This is a genomic window from Ruegeria sp. CF1 (assembly GCF_056537445.1).
Genome location: NZ_JBQFRN010000004.1, coordinates 132,409 through 152,984, shown reverse-complemented (window position 1 = coordinate 152,984; position 20,576 = coordinate 132,409). Strand labels below are relative to the sequence as shown.

General features: G+C 58.8%; 22 protein-coding genes. 5 read left to right on the top strand and 17 right to left on the bottom strand.

Features of this window, described 5'->3' with window-relative positions:
* The 10 genes from pal to ruvC form a co-directional block, all read right to left on the bottom strand.
* The gene (gene pal, locus ACRZ96_RS09910; protein ID WP_170397385.1) at positions 1 to 504 is read right to left on the bottom strand and encodes a peptidoglycan-associated lipoprotein Pal; all 504 of its coding nucleotides are present in this window, start codon (positions 502 to 504) and stop codon (positions 1 to 3) included.
* Positions 505 to 590: 86 nt separating this feature from the next.
* Positions 591 to 1,910 carry a Tol-Pal system beta propeller repeat protein TolB gene (tolB, locus tag ACRZ96_RS09905; RefSeq protein ID WP_480705581.1) on the bottom strand — a complete coding sequence of 440 codons (1,320 nt, stop codon included), beginning with the start codon at positions 1,908 to 1,910 and terminating at the stop codon, positions 591 to 593.
* Complete coding sequence (locus tag ACRZ96_RS09900; protein ID WP_170424318.1) at positions 1,907 to 3,010, bottom strand: ribonuclease E domain-containing protein; 1,104 nt, start codon at positions 3,008 to 3,010, stop codon at positions 1,907 to 1,909. The genes tolB and ACRZ96_RS09900 overlap by 4 nt, the downstream gene beginning before the upstream one ends.
* 15 nt (positions 3,011 to 3,025) lie before the next feature.
* Positions 3,026 to 3,496, bottom strand: a complete 471-nt coding sequence (tolR, locus tag ACRZ96_RS09895) for a protein TolR (protein ID WP_170424320.1) — start codon at positions 3,494 to 3,496, stop codon at positions 3,026 to 3,028.
* Between the two features lie 2 nt (positions 3,497 to 3,498).
* Entirely contained in the window at positions 3,499 to 4,194 is a 696-nt protein-coding gene (tolQ, locus tag ACRZ96_RS09890; protein WP_170736517.1) for a protein TolQ, read from the bottom strand.
* A gap of 105 nt (positions 4,195 to 4,299) precedes the next feature.
* Positions 4,300 to 4,683 (bottom strand): tol-pal system-associated acyl-CoA thioesterase, encoded by a 384-nt coding sequence (ybgC, locus tag ACRZ96_RS09885; RefSeq protein ID WP_170404386.1) that lies wholly within the window; start codon positions 4,681 to 4,683, stop codon positions 4,300 to 4,302.
* Positions 4,680 to 5,303, bottom strand: coding sequence for a hypothetical protein (locus tag ACRZ96_RS09880; protein ID WP_480705584.1), 624 nt, complete (start codon positions 5,301 to 5,303; stop codon positions 4,680 to 4,682). Before ACRZ96_RS09880 ends, ybgC begins: the two co-directional genes overlap by 4 nt.
* 64 nt (positions 5,304 to 5,367) lie before the next feature.
* The gene (gene ruvB, locus ACRZ96_RS09875; protein ID WP_170397397.1) at positions 5,368 to 6,387 is read right to left on the bottom strand and encodes a Holliday junction branch migration DNA helicase RuvB; all 1,020 of its coding nucleotides are present in this window, start codon (positions 6,385 to 6,387) and stop codon (positions 5,368 to 5,370) included.
* 16 nt (positions 6,388 to 6,403) lie between these two features.
* Positions 6,404 to 7,075 carry a Holliday junction branch migration protein RuvA gene (ruvA, locus tag ACRZ96_RS09870; protein ID WP_480705586.1) on the bottom strand — a complete coding sequence of 224 codons (672 nt, stop codon included), beginning with the start codon at positions 7,073 to 7,075 and terminating at the stop codon, positions 6,404 to 6,406.
* On the bottom strand, positions 7,072 to 7,569 hold the full coding sequence (gene ruvC, locus ACRZ96_RS09865) for a crossover junction endodeoxyribonuclease RuvC (protein WP_170404395.1): 498 nt from the start codon (positions 7,567 to 7,569) through the stop codon (positions 7,072 to 7,074). The genes ruvA and ruvC overlap by 4 nt, the downstream gene beginning before the upstream one ends.
* A 333-nt stretch (positions 7,570 to 7,902) precedes the next feature.
* Between ruvC and ACRZ96_RS09860 the strand changes: the two genes are divergently transcribed.
* Positions 7,903 to 8,118 carry a DUF1127 domain-containing protein gene (locus ACRZ96_RS09860; protein WP_170397404.1) on the top strand — a complete coding sequence of 72 codons (216 nt, stop codon included), beginning with the start codon at positions 7,903 to 7,905 and terminating at the stop codon, positions 8,116 to 8,118.
* A gap of 108 nt (positions 8,119 to 8,226) precedes the next feature.
* On the opposite strand, the gene ACRZ96_RS09855 is transcribed toward ACRZ96_RS09860, so the two are convergent.
* From ACRZ96_RS09855 to ACRZ96_RS09840, 4 genes are all read right to left on the bottom strand, one after another.
* Entirely contained in the window at positions 8,227 to 8,571 is a 345-nt protein-coding gene (locus ACRZ96_RS09855; RefSeq protein WP_170397406.1) for a hypothetical protein, read from the bottom strand.
* Between the two features lie 104 nt (positions 8,572 to 8,675).
* Positions 8,676 to 9,548, bottom strand: a complete 873-nt coding sequence (locus tag ACRZ96_RS09850) for a 50S ribosomal protein L11 methyltransferase (RefSeq protein ID WP_480705589.1) — start codon at positions 9,546 to 9,548, stop codon at positions 8,676 to 8,678.
* Positions 9,549 to 9,614: 66 nt separating this feature from the next.
* Positions 9,615 to 10,847: an MFS transporter gene (locus ACRZ96_RS09845; RefSeq protein WP_170397410.1), complete on the bottom strand. Its 1,233-nt coding sequence runs from the start codon at positions 10,845 to 10,847 to the stop codon at positions 9,615 to 9,617.
* A gap of 79 nt (positions 10,848 to 10,926) precedes the next feature.
* Complete coding sequence (locus tag ACRZ96_RS09840) at positions 10,927 to 13,122, bottom strand: primosomal protein N' (RefSeq protein ID WP_480814451.1); 2,196 nt, start codon at positions 13,120 to 13,122, stop codon at positions 10,927 to 10,929.
* 88 nt (positions 13,123 to 13,210) lie between these two features.
* Here ACRZ96_RS09840 and fsa point away from each other — a divergent pair, with 88 nt between their 5' ends.
* The 4 genes from fsa (at position 13,211) to ACRZ96_RS09820 (ending at position 16,454) form a co-directional block, all read left to right on the top strand.
* Positions 13,211 to 13,864, top strand: coding sequence for a fructose-6-phosphate aldolase (fsa, locus tag ACRZ96_RS09835; RefSeq protein WP_480612735.1), 654 nt, complete (start codon positions 13,211 to 13,213; stop codon positions 13,862 to 13,864).
* Between the two features lie 197 nt (positions 13,865 to 14,061).
* Complete coding sequence (locus ACRZ96_RS09830; protein ID WP_170397417.1) at positions 14,062 to 14,769, top strand: DUF484 family protein; 708 nt, start codon at positions 14,062 to 14,064, stop codon at positions 14,767 to 14,769.
* Complete coding sequence (locus tag ACRZ96_RS09825; RefSeq protein ID WP_480705594.1) at positions 14,766 to 15,686, top strand: tyrosine recombinase XerC; 921 nt, start codon at positions 14,766 to 14,768, stop codon at positions 15,684 to 15,686. The genes ACRZ96_RS09830 and ACRZ96_RS09825 overlap by 4 nt, the downstream gene beginning before the upstream one ends.
* 54 nt (positions 15,687 to 15,740) lie before the next feature.
* Complete coding sequence (locus ACRZ96_RS09820; protein ID WP_480705595.1) at positions 15,741 to 16,454, top strand: CDP-alcohol phosphatidyltransferase family protein; 714 nt, start codon at positions 15,741 to 15,743, stop codon at positions 16,452 to 16,454.
* On the opposite strand, the gene ACRZ96_RS09815 is transcribed toward ACRZ96_RS09820, so the two are convergent.
* From ACRZ96_RS09815 to ileS, 3 genes are all read right to left on the bottom strand, one after another.
* A complete protein-coding gene (locus ACRZ96_RS09815) occupies positions 16,439 to 16,906 on the bottom strand; it encodes a hypothetical protein (protein WP_170733273.1) in 468 nt (155 codons plus the stop codon). The two genes, ACRZ96_RS09820 and ACRZ96_RS09815, sit on opposite strands and share 16 nt — an antisense overlap.
* 76 nt (positions 16,907 to 16,982) lie before the next feature.
* Positions 16,983 to 17,441 carry a methylated-DNA--[protein]-cysteine S-methyltransferase gene (locus ACRZ96_RS09810; RefSeq protein ID WP_170397424.1) on the bottom strand — a complete coding sequence of 153 codons (459 nt, stop codon included), beginning with the start codon at positions 17,439 to 17,441 and terminating at the stop codon, positions 16,983 to 16,985.
* Positions 17,442 to 17,578: 137 nt separating this feature from the next.
* Positions 17,579 to 20,488, bottom strand: coding sequence for an isoleucine--tRNA ligase (gene ileS, locus ACRZ96_RS09805; RefSeq protein WP_480771636.1), 2,910 nt, complete (start codon positions 20,486 to 20,488; stop codon positions 17,579 to 17,581).
* Positions 20,489 to 20,576 lie beyond the last annotated feature (88 nt).

The following is a 20,576-nucleotide window of genomic DNA, read 5'->3' as shown; positions in this document are numbered from 1 at the left end:
TTACCCCAAGGTTGAACCGGTCAGCACCGTCACCGCGCGGCGGTTTTTCGAATAGCAATCCTCGGTGCTGCAAATTTCGATCGGGCGTTCCTTGCCATAGCTGACGGTGGTCAACCGGTTGCCTGCCACCCCGCGCGAGATCAGATACTCCCGCGCCGCATTGGCCCGACGAGCTCCAAGCGCAAGGTTGTATTCGCGCGTGCCCTGCTCGTCCGCATGGCCTTCGATATTGGCGACAAAATCCGGATTGGCGAGCAGCCAATCGGCCTGCCCTTGCAGAATCGTCTGCGCCTGCGGGCTGAGCGTGGACTGATCGACCGCGAACAGAACCCGGTCACCAACTGTTTGCTGGAAATAGGCTGGCGAACGCGGATCACTGGGTGAGCCCGGAACCAGTGCGCCGCTGCCACCAGCGCCGCCACCCAGAGCCGACGGATCATTATTGGAACAGGCCGCAATCAGGGTCAGCGCCCCAATTGCCGCGACTTTGCTCAACAGTTTCATCTCAAGTGCCTCGTGTTTCGTTGTTTATTGCCGCGCTTCTATCACATTGCGGGTTTGTTGTGAACTTTACCTGCGGTCTGTTCCAATCAATTCTGCAGTGGCCCCCAAGACGGGTCGCTACCGCCATCCGGCGTTCTAACAGGACGCAAGTTACGGCCCGAAATATCCACAGAGTAAAGCGTCGATCGACCGCTTGCCCCCTGAGTTTCGCGGGTGAACATTATGACCCGCCCGTTTGGCGACCAAGTGGGACCTTCGTCCAGGAACGAGGCGGTCAAAAGGCGCTCTTCGCTGCCATCTGTGCGCATAACACCGATGTGGAAGCGACCTTTGTTCTGCTTGGTAAAGGCAATCAAGTCACCACGCGGAGACCAGACCGGCGTGCCATAGCGGCCTTGCCCAAAACTGATCCGCGTTGCCTCGCCTCCGTTGGCGGGCATGATGTAAAGCTGCGGAGTGCCCGACCGGTCGCTTTCAAACACGATCCGACTGCCATCCGGCGCATAGCTTGGTGCAGTTTCAATCGCGGGCGTATTGGTCAGTCGCACGCTTTGGCCCGAGGCCAGATCCATTTTCCACAAATCCGTGTTTCCGCCTTGGGTCAACGAATAAACAATTGAACGACCATCCGGAGAGAAGCGCGGTGAGAAACTCATGGTGCCTTCCTGCGTTTTCAACTCTTGCCGCTCCACGCGGCCGACATCCAGAACGTAAATACGCGGCTGACCGGTCTCGTAGCTGGTATAGAGCAACTGGTCGCCCGTCGGTGAGAACCGAGGCGCCAGAACAATCGCTGCGCTGTCGGTCAGATACTGCACATTCGCGCCGTCATAATCCATGATCGCCAACCGCTTGCGCCGCTGATCCTTAGGGCCGCTTTCCGACACGAACGCGACTCGGCTGTCAAAGTAAGCACCCTCGCCGGTGATCCGGGTATAGACCTGATCGGCCACCTTATGCGCCATGCGACGCCAGCCGTCGGTGGTGCCCGCAAACTGCAATCCATTGCCCAGTTCCTGACCCGAGAACACGTCCCAAACCCGGAACCGCACCGTCAGCCGTTTGCCCGAAACATTGACCGCCCCTGTCACCAGTGCCTGCGCGTTGATCGCTTTCCAATCGGCAAACTGCACCGGGGCATCAAAACTACTGACCCGGCTGATGAATGCATCCGACGAGATTTCGCGGAACAAACCCGTTCCCGTCAGGTCCGATACCACCACGCGCGAGATGTCTTGCGCATATTGTGCGGCCGAAGGTCCGTCCGGCACAAAGCTCGGTACCGCAAATGGCATCGGCTCGATGATCCCTTCATCGATTTCCAGACGCAGCGGGCCACTTTGGGCGTAGGCCGAGGTCGAAAGAAGGGTCAGGCCAATTAAGAGGCTGGTCAGAAGTTTCATCATTTGATCCGCATCCTCTCGGGATTGAATGTAATCTCAATATCCTGCCATTGATCGTATTTGTCAGCAGGTAGGTCATATCCTTTAGACCCACAGCGCAAAATTGCGCGGCGCGCGGCTTCGTAGGCTTGTTTTGCTGATGCGGCCGAGCCGCCTGTACTGTCGAGTAGCTGCAAACTGCCGCCAACCACTTTGCCATCTCTGGTCAACGAAAACCCGACAACAACCACGGTTTCCAGCGCATCCGTCGACAGGGACCCGACATTCCAACACCGCGACACCGCAACCCGCATCGCGTCTTTTTCACCGCTTGTCAGTGGTGGGCCCGAAGGTTCGGTGCCATTGCCCAATGCTTCGGCCAAGGCGTCATTTATCGCTTGCTCGTTTTGCGCAGGTTCAGTCGGCGCGGGCTCGGGCGTTTCTGCAACCTCAGGCTCTGGCTGGGGTGCCGGCCGGTTCGGGCGCACGCGCGGACGAGGAGAGGTTCGCGGGGCCGGATCTTCGACTTCTTCCGCCTCGGTCACAATCTCGGGCGCGGCCTCTTCCGGTGCCGTTTGATCTTGCTGTTCTTGTTGGATTTCCGCCCCTTCATCCAGCGAAACCGGAGGGGTTTCAATGTCATCCGGCTTGGCCTCGGGCGGAGGAGGAGCAATCTGCTCGGGCGCGATCTTATCCGCAGGGCTTGGTTCGGCCTCTGGGCCCGGAGGCGCAGGAAGCGCCGCCAGCTCAGGCTCGGGCTCTTCAAGCGTCGGAGGTTGTTCGATCAGTTCGGGCTCGGGCGGGACTTCCACCGTTTCCGGTTCCGGCTCGGGCTCAGGTTCCGGCTCGGGCTGGGCAACCGGCTCAGGTTCGGGCGTTTCTTCCGGCGTCGGGTCCAGTATTTCGATCTTATCAGGTTCTGCAGGCTGTTGCAGTTCAGCCGGGTCAGTCGGCACCTCGGGTGCCTCGCGTTGCGCGGTCATGGCCGCAAACTGCTCAGCCGAGATCACCGAGACATCCTGTACAGCCATCGGCAACGGCTCGGACCGGAAGGTCCCGCCGATCAGCGCCCAGCCAATCAGGCTGACATGCGCAATTGCCGAAATCTTGGTGCCGGTATCCACCGCGCAGCCTCACTCTCACCCTTCGTCCAGCGTTGGCCCGCCGGTATCGGTCACAAGGCCAACGTTGGAAAACCCGCCCGCGTTCAAAGCACCCATGACCTGCATCACTTGCGCATATGGAATCGCGCCGTCAGCACGCAAGAACACGCGGTCGCTGCTGCGCTCAGCTGCGATCGCGCGCAGCTTACCGATCAGTTCTTCGCGCAGCACATCCGTGGTCTGGATCTGCACGCGCCCATCTGCGGTCAAGGTCACGGTCAGCGGCTCTTCGTTGTCACCGGGTAAGGCACTTGCGGCAGTCTTGGGCAGATCGACAGGTACGCCGACGGTCAACAATGGGGCCGCCACCATAAAGATGATCAGCAACACCAGCATGACATCAACAAAGGGCGTCACGTTGATCTCGGCCATCGGTTGGGCGCGCCCGCGCCGCCGTCCGCGCCTGCGTCCGTTCCCGCCCGAGCTTTGCTGAACTGCCGCACCCATCGTCAGCTATCCAACTGACGCGACAGGATAGTGGCGAATTCATCGGCAAAGGCCTCGTAGCCGCCGACGATGCGGTCACTGTCTGCGCTGAGTTTATTATAGAATATCACCGCCGGGATCGCGGCCAGCAAGCCAAGACCGGTGGCCAGCAACGCCTCGGCAATACCCGGGGCCACAACGGCGAGGTTTGTGTTCTGCTGCTCGGCAATCTCGATAAAGGCATTCATGATGCCCCAAACGGTGCCAAACAGGCCGATAAACGGCGCTGTCGATCCGACAGTGGCCAGAATGGGCAACCCTTTTTGCAGACCCTCAGCCTCTTTCGCGATCGCCACGTCCATCGAGCGATCGATCCGCGCCGTCGCCCCTGCGATCAAGCCGCCATCGGTGCGGTGCGAGCGTCGCCACTCGATCATCCCCGCCGCGAAAATCTTTTCGGAACTGCCATCGGGCTGGGTTCCGATCTGCTCGAACAGCTCATCCAGCGGATTGCCAGACCAGAAGCTTTCATCGAATACCCGCGCCTCGCGCCGCGCGGCTCGGTAGTTGATCAGTTTCTGAATGATAATGCCCCAGGACCAGATGGATGCACCGATCAGCATCAACATCACCAGTTTGACGATAAAGGTCGCGCGGGCATACAGCCCCCACATGGAGAAATCGATCTCCTGCGCCAGCGCCAGCGTTTCAGCTTCCATGAACCTGCTCTTTGTTTTGCCTGATGGCCATTTGGCCTTGTTTTGCCAAACGCTAACGCAGATGGAGATGAAAAGCCAACAGAACCACCCCGGAGGCTGAAAATGTTACATCAATGCGCGAATCTCTGCCGGAAGACGAACGGGCTTACCCTGCGCATTCATGCAGACAGCCGTTACCTCGGCGCGGAAAATCTCGGTCTCGCCACGCTTGACCAATTGCGACATTGTCAACCGAGCGCCCGATAGCGAAACCATCTCGGTCTCGACCATCAGCTCGTCTTCAAACCTAGCGGCGGCGAGATAATCCGCCTCGATCCGCCGCACGACCCAGACAATGCCTGCGTCCCGCATCGCGTTCTGATCATTACCCAGTTTACGCACCCAGTCCGACCGGGCGCGTTCGATGAATCTCAGATAATTTGCGTGATAGACCACGCCTCCCATGTCGGTGTCTTCGTAATAAACACGGACCGGGTAGTGATGCTTCATTGCGACGGCTCCAATCTGGCGAACAAGCGCAGCGCATGAGAGGGATCCTGCGCGGCACCGGGCAGAACAGGATCGTAGGCGGCGCGGATCAAGGCCGCAATATCAGGCCGCAAGATCGTCGCGTCACCAGCAATCGCCAGAGGTGAGGCGCTGCGAAAAGCTGTGTCGGACCAAAGCAGGATCGTTTGTACAACCTGGCTTAACGCCAGCGTTTCTGCCGGCACTTTCGACAGCTCTTTGTCCATGCGCAAAAACACAAATGCCGCGCGGATGGCGCCGTCTTCTTCGAACCGGAAAATGCGATACTGATTGGCATCGGCAGCCACCAGCCGGTCAACCAGTGGGGCCAGATCCGGGATCAGGCGATCCAGATCGGGCACGTCCAACAATTCCTGCCACTCACGGAAGAAGAACACCATGCAATTGGCACCCAGTTCGGGATCCGTCTCGGCCATCTTGTGATTTGCCAGAGTGACAACCGCCTCGAACGCACCTTTTACGGTCGACAGCGTTTCATCCTCGACACCAAACACGATGGGCACGATGGGTCTGCCCCAGCGCGCAAACAGAAACTCACCGCTATCGCGTGTGAACAGCGCCTCAATCTCATCGGGTGTCACGCCCCAGTCCTTCTTCTCGATTTAGATACGACCGCCTGAGGCTTAAAATCTAATGCGCCCCACTTCAACCAAACAGATCGCTCTGTCCTTTGGGTGCAGCCATCCCCAGATGCGTCCATGCCTTTTGCGCCAGCATCCGTCCGCGCGGAGTGCGCTGGATCAGGCCTTGCTGCAGGAGATAAGGCTCGATCACCTCTTCCAGCGAATCCCGGCTTTCGGACAACGCCGCCGAGAGTGTTTCAATCCCTACTGGCCCGCCCGCATAGTTCTCGGCAATCAGCTTCAAATACCGGCGGTCGGCCCCGTCCAGACCAAGGTTATCGACCCCCAGCCGGGTCAGTGACCCATCCGCCAAGTCGCGCGTAATCCGCCCATCGCCTTCAACAATGGCAAAATCCACCACGCGTCTCAGCAGACGACCGGCGATCCGTGGTGTTCCACGAGACCTGCGCGCGATCTCACGCGCGCCTTCGTCATCCGCAGGTGCGCCCAGTTTGCGGGCATTGCGGGTGACGATCTCGTGCAACTCGTCGACCGTATAGAACTGCAGCCGGGTCGGGATGCCAAACCGATCGCGCAACGGCGTGGTCAGCAACCCCATCCGCGTTGTCGCCCCGACCAGCGTAAATGGCTGCAGCTCGATCCGTACAGTCCGCGCCGCCGGACCTTCACCAATGACAAGATCCAGCTCGAAATCCTCCATCGCGGGGTACAGCACCTCTTCGACCGCCGGGTTCAGACGGTGAATCTCGTCGATGAACAAGACATCCCGCGATTCCAGATTGGTCAGAATCGCCGCCAAATCCCCCGCCTTGGCCAGAACCGGCCCCGAGGTCATGCGGAAATTCACTCCCAACTCGCGCGCCATGATCTGCGCAAGCGTGGTCTTACCCAATCCAGGTGGACCATGGAACAGCGTGTGATCCATCGCCTCACCGCGTTGGCGGGCCGACTGGATGAAGATGCGTAGGTTGGCCCGCGCCTCGGCCTGACCAATGAATTCATCCAGCCCCTGCGGGCGCAGGGCGCGGTCATTGTCCTCGGGCATCGGTTCGGGTCGCAGGGCGGGATCAGCGTCTACCATTCAGTTACCCTTTCACTCAGCCCTTGGGAGCCAGTAGCTTCAGCGCGGCGCGTATCAGATCGGCCTCGCCCGCATCTGGCATATTAGCCGCTGCCTCGGCCACGGCCGATGCCGCCTCGGACGGTCCATAGCCCAGATTGCCCAACGCCGACAGCGCATCCGCAGAAGCAGCGCCCAAGGTCGGTTTGGCCACCCGTTTCGGAACAGGCGCAGGCTCGGTCGTCTCAACTACTTCAAGTGCCGGGCCATCCATCGCTTCGGTCACCGTGCCGCCCATCGCCATCACACCCGGGGCCTTGTCCTTGAGGTCAAGCACGATCCGTTGCGCGGTCTTGGGGCCGACACCCTTTGCGGCCTTCACGGCCCCCCAATCACCCAAGGCAATCGCGCGGCTGACACCATCGGGCCCCAGCGCACTAAGAATGGCCAGCGATACCTTCGCACCCACACCCTGAACCGAGCACAGCAGACGGTGCCATTCCTTCTCGACCAAGGACAGAAAACCATAAAGCTGCATCAGGTCTTCGCGCACGACCATATCGGTGTAGATTGACATTACCTCACCCACCCCCGGCAGGGCCGCCATGGTCCGGTCCGAGCAATAGACGATATAGCCGACCCCCCGCACGTCGATCAGAACGTGATCCGCCGCGCGGTAATCCAGCCGTCCAGTGAGCTTGCCGATCATGCGCGTACCTCTTTCATCCGAGCCTGCGGTGCGGCGCCATAGTAGGAATGGCAGATGGCAATCGCCAACGCATCCGCAGCATCCGCCCCTTTGGGGGAACAACCGGGCAGTTGAAGTTTGACCATATGCAGAACCTGCTCTTTTTCAGCGTGGCCGACGCCCACCACCGTTTTCTTGACGCGGTTGGGGGCGTACTCGCCAACCGGCAAACCCGCCTGCGCAAGCGTCAGAAGCGCAACACCACGCGCCTGACCCAGTTTCAGTGTACCGGCCCCATCTTTGTTGACGAAGGTCTGTTCAATTGCCGCCTGATCTGGATTGTGCTCGGCGATGACTTCGACGATTTGATTGTGTAGCGACAGCAGCCTTTCCCCCAGATCATCACCATCGGATTTGCACAATCCATTCGCAACGTGGCTCAGGCGGCTGCCATGCGATTCGATGACGCCCCATCCCAAGGTTCTAAGCCCTGGATCAATGCCCAGAATTCGCATGTTTTGTCTCGGCCTGCTCGGGTTTGTGTGATCTTTTTTCATCGACTAGCACGAAGCGTGAACATTTTCCAAGGAAATCAACTCAGGGTCCAAAACCGACATTCATGTCGCCTCCGGTTCCTCGCGGCCTGTTTGCGACCGGGTTAGGTTCGTTTTCGACGCTTTTCCGATCGAACTTTAACCAATGATTTAAGGGGTTTTCATCAATTTCGAGCGTTGCAAAAAATGCATAGGACACATGCAATTTCTGCGCTTGCGCACGGCGAAACTCATCACTAGATGCCGCTCAGATCGCAAGATCAGAGTTTAACACAAACCAGAAGGAAACAGGATATGGCTGCACTGGATACCACCCGCACCACCACTGGCTCATTCGGCCTCGTCGGCCGTATCGGCGCACTTTTTGCATCGGTTGTAAACGCCGTTGTTGAATGGAATGACGCCCGCGCAACCCGTAACGCGCTGAACGGTCTTTCTGACCGCGAACTGGACGATATCGGACTATGCCGCGGCGACATCGACGTTGTCGCCGAAGGCCGCCGTTACTGAGATAACGGACTACCGCATAAGCCCCTTCCTCCTCCCTGTGGGGCAAACAGAAACACCGCACGCCGTGAGGCATGCGGTGTTTTTATTAGGAGGGTGCAAGATATCCGGTTAGAACCATACCTTGTTCAGTTGGCTCGAGAAAAACGCGGTCACCGGATCGGCCTGCATGATCCAGGCGCCCGCTTTCTCAACCGGCGTGCCCTGATTCAGGCTTTCAACACGCGTTTCGTACGCAGTCGGGCCAAGGTGAGACAGTAAAAAGGCCTTGAAGGCAAAGAAGCCAACCAAACACAGTAACAAAACCCTCGCTGGAACTGCTGAACGCATACGCTGTGGTTTCATCACCACCAGCCCGTCTGAGCGCAACGTGGCGCGATAGCCGCGGCTGAGTTTCTGGTGCTTTTTGTTCAAACGCGAGATGCGTTGATCGAATTCGAGTTGTTTTCCTGTCATGGCAGCCTCCGAAAACCGCCCCCCGAGTGCATTGAAAGACGGTAATTAGAGAATGCGACAAAAACGTGGCAAAAATCCACAAAACTCCCGTAAATGGCCTAAATTCAGCCCTGTTTGCTTAAGATTAGCGTCGCCCACTCACCAATCCGATCCTGGCGAACCAGATTGAAGCCGTTTTGGAGATAAACCGAGATCACGTCATCGGCCTGTTCATTGAGGATTCCCGATAGAATCGCTTGTCCCCCCCCCCGCAGGTTCGCCGAAATTTCAGGCGAAAGGGCCACGAGCGGACCTTTTAGGATATTGGCGAATATCAGATCGTAAGGCGCACGCGCCTTCAGATCCGGGTGATCGAAACCTGCCGCTTCAACGCATTTAACCGCACCCGCCATACCGTTCGCCCGAAGGTTGGCCTCGGCCACGTCGACGGCAACCTCATCAATGTCGCTGGCGACAATATCGCCCTCCCAGACCCGCGCTGCGGCCATCGCCAATACGGCGGTGCCACAGCCGATATCGGCAACCTTGCTGGCCGTGAACCCATCATCCAGAAGATGGTCCAAAGCCTTGAGGCAACCAAGCGTTGTCCCGTGGTGCCCCGTGCCAAAGGCCATCGCAGCTTCGATCAGCAGCGGAATGCGGCCTTCGGGCAGTTTGTCGGCATCATGGCTTCCATAGACAAAAAACCGACCGGCCTCGACCGGGGCTAGTTCGCGGCGGACATGGGCGACCCAATCCGTTTCGGGCAGTTCCGAGACCACAAAGGGCTTGGCCTCGAACGCGGCGGCCAGAACCGCCAGCGCGGTTTCATCCGGGGTTTCGGTAAAATAGCCGCCGACCTCCCACAGGCCCGAGCCATCCTCGACCTCGAACACGCCGACGCCGGTTGGTTCCGGGTCCAGCCGTTCCATCGCCTCGCCCAATCCTTCGGCGGCTTTCTTGCCGTTCAAAGTGGTCAGAGCAGTGAATGTTGGCATGGGGGCCTCCTGTTTCGATCGAAACAGCGCCTAGGGGCACCGACCGCCAAGGTCAAGCGGAGTCGCTTATTCGGCGGGCGCGGGGGCGTATTTCGACAGGATGGTTTCGTTGCCCGGTTCCGGATGACGCGGGATCAGTAGTGACAGCAGAAGCGAGATGATCGCCATTGCAGCGGCCAAACCAAACACTGCGCCGGGCGAAACGACCCATAGCAGACCTAAAAGTGCTGGCAGGAAAACAGCGGCGATATGATTTATGGTAAATGCCACCGCCGCAGTGGGCGCAATATCCGCCGGGTCGGCGATCTTCTGGAAATAAGTTTTCAAAGCCAACGCCAGAGCAAACAGCACATGGTCGATCACATAGAGAATCGCCGCCAGCAGCACGCCCCAGCTAAACCAGTAGATGCCGCCATAGGCTGCGAAAACGATGGCGAGCCCGGCATATTCAAAGATCAGAGTGCGGCGTTCGCCAAACCGCGCGACTGCCTTGCCCAGCAGCGGAGCCGCCATCATGTTGATCATAAGGTTGATCAGGTAAAGGCTGGTCAGTTCGTGTACTTCAAAGCCGAATTTCTCGACCATCATGAAACCGGCGAACACGACAAAAATCTGCCGCCGCGCGCCCGCCATGAACTGTAATGCATAATACAGCCAGTAGCGACGGCGTAGGATCAGCTTCTTGGTCTGCGGCGTCGGTGCGTCGAATTGCGGGTAAGCAATCAAGCAAAACACTGCCAGCAAAGTTGTCACGCCGCCTGCCGCCATGAACACGAAGTTATAGGACAGGTCGAAGCGGTCCCATGTCAGGACGATCAAGCCATAGACCACAGCCGTCGCAGCCGAGCCCATAGCCACCAGCCAGCCAAGCACCTGCGGCGCACGGTCTTTAGGCAGCCATTGCAGCTGCAGTGACTGGTTCACCGTCTCATAGTAGTGAAACCCGATCGAGCTGAACAGCGTCACAAACAGCAGCCCGCCAAGGCTGGGAAACCAGGCCGTCACCGCCGTCGCCACGCCCAACATCATCAATGAGATCATGGCCAGTACCTGCTCGCGGATGAAAATGATCACCGCAATCACGCCAACGGCCAGAAAGCCCGGAATCTCGCGTACCGTGTGCAAAAGCCCGATATCCGCCCCGTCGAAGTTCGCCGCCTCGATGACGAAATTGTTCAGCAATGCACTCCACGCGTTAAACGCGATCGGCATGGTCAACGCCATCACGAACAAGAGCGTCATAGGGCGGCGCCAGAGCGGAAGACTCTGCGCCTCAGACAAGGGCATGGGTTTCAGCATGAGGATGCTCTACGCCCATTTGTACTTTTTGGCGAGGGGAAAGCGGCCGGCGCACAGCGGCTCTGCACTGATGCAGGGGTCAGTAGAAGCTTTGCGGATCGATATCCACGGTCAGGCGGATATCGCCTTTCAACTTCAACGGGGCGATCCAGCGGGCTATGGCGTCCTGAATAGGCGCACCTTTCGGGGCTTTGACTAACAGCCGGACGCGGTGACGCCCGCGTATGCGCGCGATCGGGGCTGGAGCAGGGCCAAATACCTGAGCACCAACATCGCGCAACGGCGCATCGTTGCGCGCCATGGCGTTGCCGATGTCGAAGACCGGCCCGACCTCGGGGCCAGACAGGACAATCCCGGCCATTCGACCATAAGGCGGCACCCCGGCGGCCTGACGCCCGGCGGCTTCAGCCTTCCAGAACCCTTCTTCATCGCCCGATAGAGTCGCCCGGATCACCGGATGTTCCGGCTGGAATGTCTGCAACAACGCCTGCCCCGGTTTTTCCGCACGACCTGCCCGGCCCGCTACCTGCCGCATCAATTGAAAAGTTCGTTCCGCCGCGCGCAGGTCAGCACCATGCAGGCTAAGGTCCGCATCGATCACCCCAACCAGCGTCAGCTTTGGAAAATTATGTCCTTTGGCCACGAGTTGCGTCCCGATAACGATATCCGCATCGCCTTCGGCAATCTCTTCGATCTTGGCCTTCAGGGCACGAGCCGAACCAAACAGATCAGAGCTGAGCATAGCGATTTTGGCTTCAGGGAACGCCGCCTCGGCTTCTTCTGCCAGCCGTTCAATCCCGGGTCCGACCGGTGCCAGTTTACCCTCGACCCCGCAGGATGGGCAGGCCTCTGGCATTGGCTTGGTCTCACCACATTGATGGCACATCAGACGCTTGAGGAACCGATGTTCAACCATTCGCGCGTCGCAATGATCGCAGGCAATCTGCTCCCCGCACGCCCGGCATAGTGTCACGGGCGCATAGCCACGGCGGTTGATGAACAGCAGTGACTGCTCTTCGCGTTCGATACGCTGTTGCACCGACTGCCGCAGCGAGGGGGAAATCCAAGTCCCGGCCTGCATCTGCTCGGCGCGCATGTCGATCGGCTTCATTTCGGGCAGGACTGCTGCACCAAAACGCGAGGTCAGGTCCAGCCGTTCGTATTTACCCGCCTCGGCATTGGCCCAGCTTTCCAGTGAAGGCGTCGCGCTGGCCAGAATCACCCGCGCTCCGCAGATGGCCGAACGCAGAACGGCCATATCCCGCGCACTATAATGCACCCCATCTTCTTGTTTGTACGAGGTGTCGTGTTCTTCATCGACAACTACGAGACCAAGATCGCGAAATGGAAGAAACAGTGCTGACCGGGCCCCAACGACCAGTTGCGCATCACCCTGACCGACCATCCGCCAAACCCGGCGACGTTCAGTCATGGTCGCGCCCGAATGCCATTCCGCCGGACGCGCACCAAATCGCGCCTCGACACGGGTCAGAAATTCAGCCGTCAGCGCGATCTCGGGCAGCAAGACCAGTGCTTGCCGCCCCAAGCGCAGGGCCTCGGCGACCGCCTCAAGATAAACCTCGGTCTTGCCCGAGCCCGTCACCCCTTTCAGAAGAGTCGTTCCATAATCTCCCGTCCGTTGCCCGGTCTGAAGCCGCATCACGGCCTCCGCCTGATCTTCGGTCAGGTCCTTTCCCGGCAATTCTGGATCAAGATGAGGATAGGGAAGATCACGCGGGCTGTCCTCTTCACGCACAGCGTTCTGTTTGACCAACCCCTTAATGACCGAAGATGTGACCCCCGCTTGCTCGGCCAGTTCCTTCAGCGTAAAGGCCAAGCCGCCATAGTCTCGCAAAACTTCAAGTACCCGCATTCGTGCGTCGGTCATTCGGTCCGGTTGACCACCGCCCAAACGATAAACCTTGCGCATTGAGGGCGGATCGCCCAACCCCGGCGCGCGCGTTGCTAGCCGCAGCATCGCAGGCATCGGCGTCAGGGTGTAGTCAGCCACTTTCCCCAGAAACACCCGCATTTCTTCACGCATCGGCGCGACCTCAAGCACCCGGTTCACCGACCGCGCCTTGGCCAGATCAAAACCACCCTGCCCCGGCCCCCAAACCACACCCAAGACTTTGCGCGGGCCCAAGGGCACCTCGACAAACGCCCCAAGAAAGCACCCGCCCTCGGGCGCTTTGTAATCCAACGTCCGGTCCAGCGGCTGCGTGGTCAGCACCGCAACCAGCTCTCCTTCGTCGAAAAATCCGTTAGCGCTCACGGCATATCCTTCGCAGGGGGTTCCAGCATGGGTCTCTTTGAGGTAAAGCCATCCGCGACCAAGGCCAACCCATCAAAGGACTGCCCTCATGAAATTCTTCGTAGACACCGCCGAAATCGACGCCATCGCCGAACTGAACGATCTGGGCATGGTGGACGGCGTAACCACTAACCCCTCGCTGATCCTGAAATCGGGCCGCGACATTCTGGAAGTCACCAAAGAGATCTGTGATCTGGTCGACGGCCCCGTCTCGGCCGAAGTTGTCGCCACCGAGGCCGACGACATGATCGCCGAAGGCCGTAAGCTGGCCAAGATCGCGCCCAACATCGCAGTCAAAGTGCCGCTGACATGGGCCGGTTTGAAAACCTGTAAAACACTGACCGACGAAGGCCAGATGGTCAACGTGACCCTGTGCTTCTCGACCAATCAGGCCATTCTGGCCGCCAAGGCGGGCGCAACCTTCATCTCGCCGTTCATCGGACGTCTGGATGATATCAACCTCGATGGCATGGACCTGATCGCAGATATTCGCCAAGTTTATGACAATTACGGGATCGAGACCGAAATCCTCGCCGCCTCGATCCGCACCGTAAACCACGTGACCGACAGTGCCCGCATCGGGGCTGACGTGATTACAGCACCTCCGGGCGTGATCAAAAAACTGGCCGACCACCCGCTGACCGACAAAGGCCTTGAAACTTTCCTGGCCGACTGGGCCAAGACAGGTCAGAAAATCCTCTGATCCCAAGCATTGCCGCGCGGTGCCATCAGGCACCGCGCCCGGCCCAACGGCAAAAGCTGATCATTGATCAGCGCCGGGCAGGCGGGAGCGCCCGCCACAGCAGCGACGAAATTCGCCTTTCGCGTGCATTTTTCCCAAGCCAAATCCAGCAACCCATGTTATAAGCCCGCCAAACAAAAAAAACGACCGGACGGGACATGAGCAGCGATCCTAAACTCAAGGACAATCTCCGCGCCGCAATTCTGGCTGAGCCTGACGCCGTGCTGGATGACAAAGACCTGATGCAGGCCTTGGTGGCTGCAAATGAGCAGGCGCGTGGTGACAACGTTATCGACCTGCGCGGTATCGCCATGCAGCGGCTTGAGGCGCGTCTTGACCGCCTTGAGGACACTCATCGCTCAGTCATCGCAGCGGCGTATGAGAACTTGGCGGGCACAAATCAGGTGCATCGCGCCATTCTTCGCCTGTTGGAGCCCACCGTGTTCGAGGATTTCCTGCGCGCGCTAGGCAATGACGTGGCCGAAATCCTGCGAGTCGATCACATCACTCTGGTCCTCGAAACAACCGTCGTACGTGATGATCCGGTGGTGAACCAGCTCGGCGGCGTGCTGACTGTGGCTGAGCCCGGCTTTATCGATAGCTATCTGACTGCTGACCGCAACGGTCAGCCGCGCGAGGTTACCTTGCGCGAAATCCGCCATCCCAATCCGCAAGTTTACGGTAAACAAGCCGATCAGCTACGATCCGAGGCCTGCCTGAAACTCGATCTTGGCACTGGCCGCCTACCCGGCATGATTGTCATGGGCGCGCGCGACCCGAGGCATTTCTCACCTCAGCTTGGCACTGATCTTCTTGCCTTCTTTGCCGGCGTGTTCGAACGCTCTATGCGCCACTGGCTGTCGTGAGCCTGATTTCCCCAGCCTGCCGCGATGCACTGCAGCATTGGCTGGACAGTCTGGGGGCGCTGGCGGGGCGGTCTGAAAATACGCTCAACGCCTATCGCGGCGACGTGACAGAATTCCTGTCCTTCATGACCTTGCATCACAGCGAGCGCCAAGGGCTGGCCGCGCTGGAACGCATCAGCGTTTCTGACATGCGGGCCTGGATGGCAGAGCAGCGCAATTCTGATGTCGGCGCGCGATCTCTGGCGCGCAAGCTTTCTGCCGTCAAAACCTTCTATCGCTGGTTGGCCGAACGCGAAGGGTTCGAACCTACTGCGGTGCTGTCCACCCGAGCGCCCAAATTTACCAAGAAACTGCCCCGACCTCTGGCCGAAGATGCCGCGCGCGCAATGATCGACACGGTCAAGCTACAATCCTCATCGGACTGGGTCGCTGCACGGGATGTTGCAGTTGTGACGCTCCTCTACGGGTGCGGGTTGCGGATTTCCGAGGCGTTGTCTTTGACCGGTGTGGACGCTCCTCTGCCAGAAACGCTGCGCATATCGGGTAAGGGCGATAAGGAAAGAATCGTACCGGTCTTGCCTGGCGCTCGGGCTTCGGTGGATCGCTATCTTCACCTCTGCCCACACCCGCAATCCCCCGATAAGGCGTTATTCCGAGGTGTCAGGGGCGGCCCGCTCAACCCCGGAATCATTCAGGCTGTGGTCGCCAAGGCACGGATGCAACTTGGCCTGCCCGCGACGGCCACCCCACACGCGATGCGCCACAGCTTTGCTACCCATCTGCTGTCTGCGGGTGGTGACCTGCGCGCGATACAAGAGCTTTTGGGCCACGCCTCGCTTTCCACCACACAGACCTATACCGCAGTCGACACGGCCCGGTTGATGGAAGTCTATAACCGCACGCACCCAAAAGCCTGAAGCAAAGACCCTTTTTGCTTTGCATCTGCGCCTTGCTTCCGTCATGACACCACCATGACACTCAGATTCAAAGCGCTTTCCGTTCATCTCTTCACCGCCACAGGTGCCGTTTTCGCAATGCTCGCCATGTTGGCCGCAGTCGAAGAGAAATGGAGCCTGATGTATCTCTGGCTCGTTGTCTCGTTCATCGTCGATGGCATCGATGGCCCGCTGGCGCGGCACTATCACGTTAAGAAGAACGCACCCGAGTTTGACGGAGTCTTGCTGGACCTGATCATCGACTATTTGACCTATGTTTTCATCCCTGCCTTTGCCCTGTTCAAATCGGGTCTGATGGACGGTTGGACCGGCTGGTTCGCAATCATCGTCATCACCTTTGCAAGTGCGATGTACTTTGCGGATACACGTATGAAAACCAAGGATAATTCCTTCTCTGGCTTTCCAGGTTGCTGGAACATGTTCGTCATTGCGATCTTCGCCCTGGAGCCCAACTTCTGGGTCATCCTGCTGCTGGTCACCTTGCTGGCTGTCGCAATGTTCCTGCCGCTGAAATTCATTCACCCAGTCCGGACCGAGCGTTGGCGCACCCTGTCATTGCCTATGGCTTTTGCGTGGACATTTTTTGCAGGCTGGGCCGCCTGGGTCGACTTTCACCCCGAAAGCTGGGCCCATTGGGGGCTGGTGATCACCAGCTTGTATTTGGTCTCGGCCGGTATTGCGCAGCAGATCATTCCGCCGCGCAAGGCCCGGGATTACAAGACTTCCTGAACCTCAAACTCTGTCCCGTTATGGGTGAACACGTCACCCTCTTGCAGGCCAACCATAGCCAGATAGATCGGGCTTTGGGTCGAAATGCCCATGTAGGTTTTGCCGTCCACCTCAAACCGAGTCGTTGAGACACATACGACGAAGCGGCGATTGTTGAACTTGATTACGGCGCCGGGCTGCACCGTATCCGTGAGGCCAAAATCGGTGTTCTCGATCACGTCAATCTTGGCGTGATGCGCATGAACAGGCGCATCAAAGGCGGCCGCCAGATCTGCATTCTCGCGCGAGGCAGCGATGTCGTCCTTGTCATGCCCTTCTCGGTCATCCAACTGTGAGTCCTTAAGGAAGGCATCATAATGTGCCTGTGCGGTTGCCAGTTCCTGTTCTTCCAAAGACATCAGATGATCGATGATGGCTTTCTTACGTGCGGCGGGGTCTATCTGGCCGGTCATTCAATTCGGTCCTTCAAATTCACTATTCGATATAGGTTGGGGCCGTGCCGCTCCGATTGCAACAGATAAGTACCGATCAGATCAACAGGCTGGCAGCACCTTCGTGACGCAGCAGAGCCACTTTGGTCTCAACACCGCCGTGACCTGAAAACCCAACCATCTTCCCATCAGCACCCAGAACCCGGTGACAAGGAATAATTATTGGGATGGGATTTCCCCCGCATCCGCGCCCAACCGCCTGCGCCGAGTAGCCAAGGTCGTTAGCCAACTCGCCATAGGTGCGCGTATCACCAAATGGGATAGCATACATTGCATCGCACACCTGACGCTGAAATTCCGATCCCTTGATCCGGTAGGGCAGTTCGAACTGCTGCAAACGCCCTTCGTCATAGGCACGCAACTGCGCCGCCGCTTCTCGCAGAACCGGGGTGGCCAGACCTTCGTCACGGCCATTCCAGACAAGACGCGTGATGGCGCCGCTGGTCTCTTCGACACCAAGGCAACCAAACTGAGTTTCTACGGCGATCATCGGCATAAGAGAACGGTTGCAGATGTTTCACCACACCTGCAACCCGAATCCTGACGATCCGCCTCTTCATCTGGCCAAAAATACCTCGGAGCGCGAGGCAGAGCCTCGCATCAGCGATCTCTCTCTCGCGCTCCGTTCGAATGTCAGCTCAGCGCCTCGTTGCAGCGCCCGCATACGCCCGGATGGGCGTGCAGCCCAACATCAGGAAGGATTTTCCAGCAGCGCTGGCATTTGTCGCCTTGGGCTTTTTCGAACACTACAGCTACGCCCTCGATTTCCGGCACACGGAACGCCTCGGCCGGAGCCGGATCGCCTGTGACGGCCAGACCAGAAGTGATGCACATGTCATCCACGTCGAAGGTCGCAAGCAGATCGCGGGTTTCCTGATCTTCGACATGCACGATCGGTGCGGCCTCAAGGCTGGATCCGATCACCTTGTCCTGACGTTGAATTTCCAGCGCAGCGGTCACGGCGCGGCGAACGCGGCGGACTTTGGCCATGCTGGCTTCCAGTTCTTCATGGCGCCAATCAGCGGGCGTTTCAGGGAAATCCATTAAATGGACCGAACTATCATCGGCCGGGAACCGTTCCAGCCAGACCTCTTCCATGGTGAAGACCAGAACTGGGGCCAGCCATGTGGTCAGACGGTGGAATAGGATATCTAGCACAGTCCGCGCGGCACGGCGGCGTAGGCTGTCACCGTCGCAATAAAGCGCGTCTTTACGGACATCGAAATAGAACGATGACAGGTCAACCGTGGCGAATGTGAATACGGCGCTGAATACACCCTGGAAGTCAAATGCTGCATAACCTTTGCGCACCTGCTCATCCAGATCGGCCAGTCGGCTTAACACCCAGCGCTCCAGGCGCGGCATATCTTCAGGCGCAACCCGATCCGCTTCGGTGAAGTCCGCCAGCGAGCCCAGCATGAACCGCATGGTATTGCGCAGGCGGCGATAGCTGTCGGCTGTCCCTTTCAGGATCTCCGGTCCGATCCGCTGGTCGGCGGTGTAGTCGGTCTGAGCCACCCACAAGCGCAGGATATCGGCGCCGTATTGTTTAACGACCTCTTCCGGCACGATGGTGTTGCCCAGCGATTTGGACATCTTGTTGCCCTTGGAATCCAGCGTAAATCCGTGGGTCACTACGTTGCGGTATGGTGCACGCCCCTTGGTGCCGCAAGCCTGCAGCATCGACGAATGGAACCACCCGCGGTGCTGGTCGGTGCCTTCCATATAGACGTCAGCGATACCGTCCGCGGTCCCGTCCTCACGATCACGCAGCACAAAGGCATGGGTCGAGCCAGAGTCGAACCACACATCCAGCACGTCGAACACCTGATCGTAGTCGTCGGGGTTCGCGATACCGTCGAGGATCTTCTCCTTGAACCCGACCGTGTACCAGACGTCTGCGCCATCCTTCTCAAACGCGGCTTTGATGCGGGCATTGAGTTCGTCATTGCGCAGCAGGTAGTCCGCGTCGGTCGGCAATGCCCCCTTCTTGGTGAAGCAGGTCAGCGGCACTCCCCAGGCGCGTTGGCGCGACAGGACCCAGTCCGGGCGTGCTTCGATCATGGAATACAGACGGTTGCGGCCGGTCTGCGGCGTCCATTTCACCAGTTCATCAATCGAGCGCAGGGCACGTTCACGGATGGAATCGCCCATCTCGCCCATGCCGTCCTCCAGCTTGCGGTCGACCGAGGCAAACCACTGCGGCGTGTTCCGGTAGATGATCGGCGCCTTCGAGCGCCACGAATGCGGATAGCTGTGCTTGATTTTGCCACGCGCCAGCAGCCCGCCAACCTCGGCCAACTTGTCGATGACGGCCTTGTTCGCATCGCCTTCACCGCCCTTACGGGACAGGATGTATTTACCGCCAAAGAACGGTAGATCGGCGCGGAAGCTGCCATCATCCATCACGTTGTAAGTGATGACCTGTTCCAACATCCCCAGATCACGGTAAAGCTCGAATTCCTCCATCCCGTGCGACGGCGCGCAGTGGACAAAGCCAGTGCCTTCGGTGTCGGTCACAAACTCAGCGGCGCGGAAATCGCGGATGTCGTCCCATTCGCCATTGCCACCTTCGGCCCCGGCCAGCGGGTGTGCCAGTTGGATCTTGGCAAGATCCTCCTGCGTGACATCACACAGGCGGCGGTACATCGTATCGTCCAGACGCGCGCGGGCAAACACATCCGCCGCACGGTCATCAGCCAGTAGATAGCGTTCACCGATCCGCGCCCAGCACTCCTCGGGGCGGCCGATGACTTCGTAGAGACCGTAGGAGATATCCTCGCCATAGACCACGGCCTTATTCGAAGGCATCGTCCATGGGGTCGTCGTCCAGATCACCACATAAGCGTTGTCCAGCGTCACATCGCCGGTGTTCACAACCTTGAACTTCACCCAGATGGTGAAGCTTTCCTTGTCGTGATACTCGACCTCGGCCTCGGCCAGAGCCGTCTTCTCGATGGGCGACCACATCACGGGTTTCGAGCCTTGATAAAGCGTCCCATTCATCAGGAACTTCATGAACTCATCCGCGATCACGGCCTCGGCGTGATAGTCCATCGTGATGTAGGGATCGGGCCAGTTGCCGGTGATACCCAGACGCTTGAACTCTTCACGTTGGATGTCGATCCAGCCTTCGGCGAACTTGCGGCATTCCTGACGGAAGTCGACGATGTTCACCTCGTCCTTGTTCTTGCCCTTCTTGCGATACTGTTCCTCGATCTTCCATTCGATGGGCAGACCGTGGCAGTCCCAGCCAGGTACATAGCGTGAATCGTAGCCCATCATCTGATGGGACCGAACGATCATGTCCTTGATGGTCTTGTTCAGTGCGTGGCCGATATGCAGGTGGCCGTTCGCGTAAGGAGGGCCGTCATGCAGGGTAAAAGGCTTGCGGCCCTCTTTCTCGCGAAGGCGGTCATAGACGCCGATCTTTTCCCAGCGGTCGAGCCATGCGGGTTCGCGCTTGGGCAGGCCTGCACGCATGGGGAATTCGGTTTTCGGCAGGTTCAGCGTGTCTTTGTAGTCAGGTGTTTCGGCGCACATTTGGGGCGTCCTCAGGATGTTCTGGTCGTGTATGGATCGAAGCGGTCAGTGCGATAACTCAAGCACCTTTGCCCGGCGTCTCGCGATA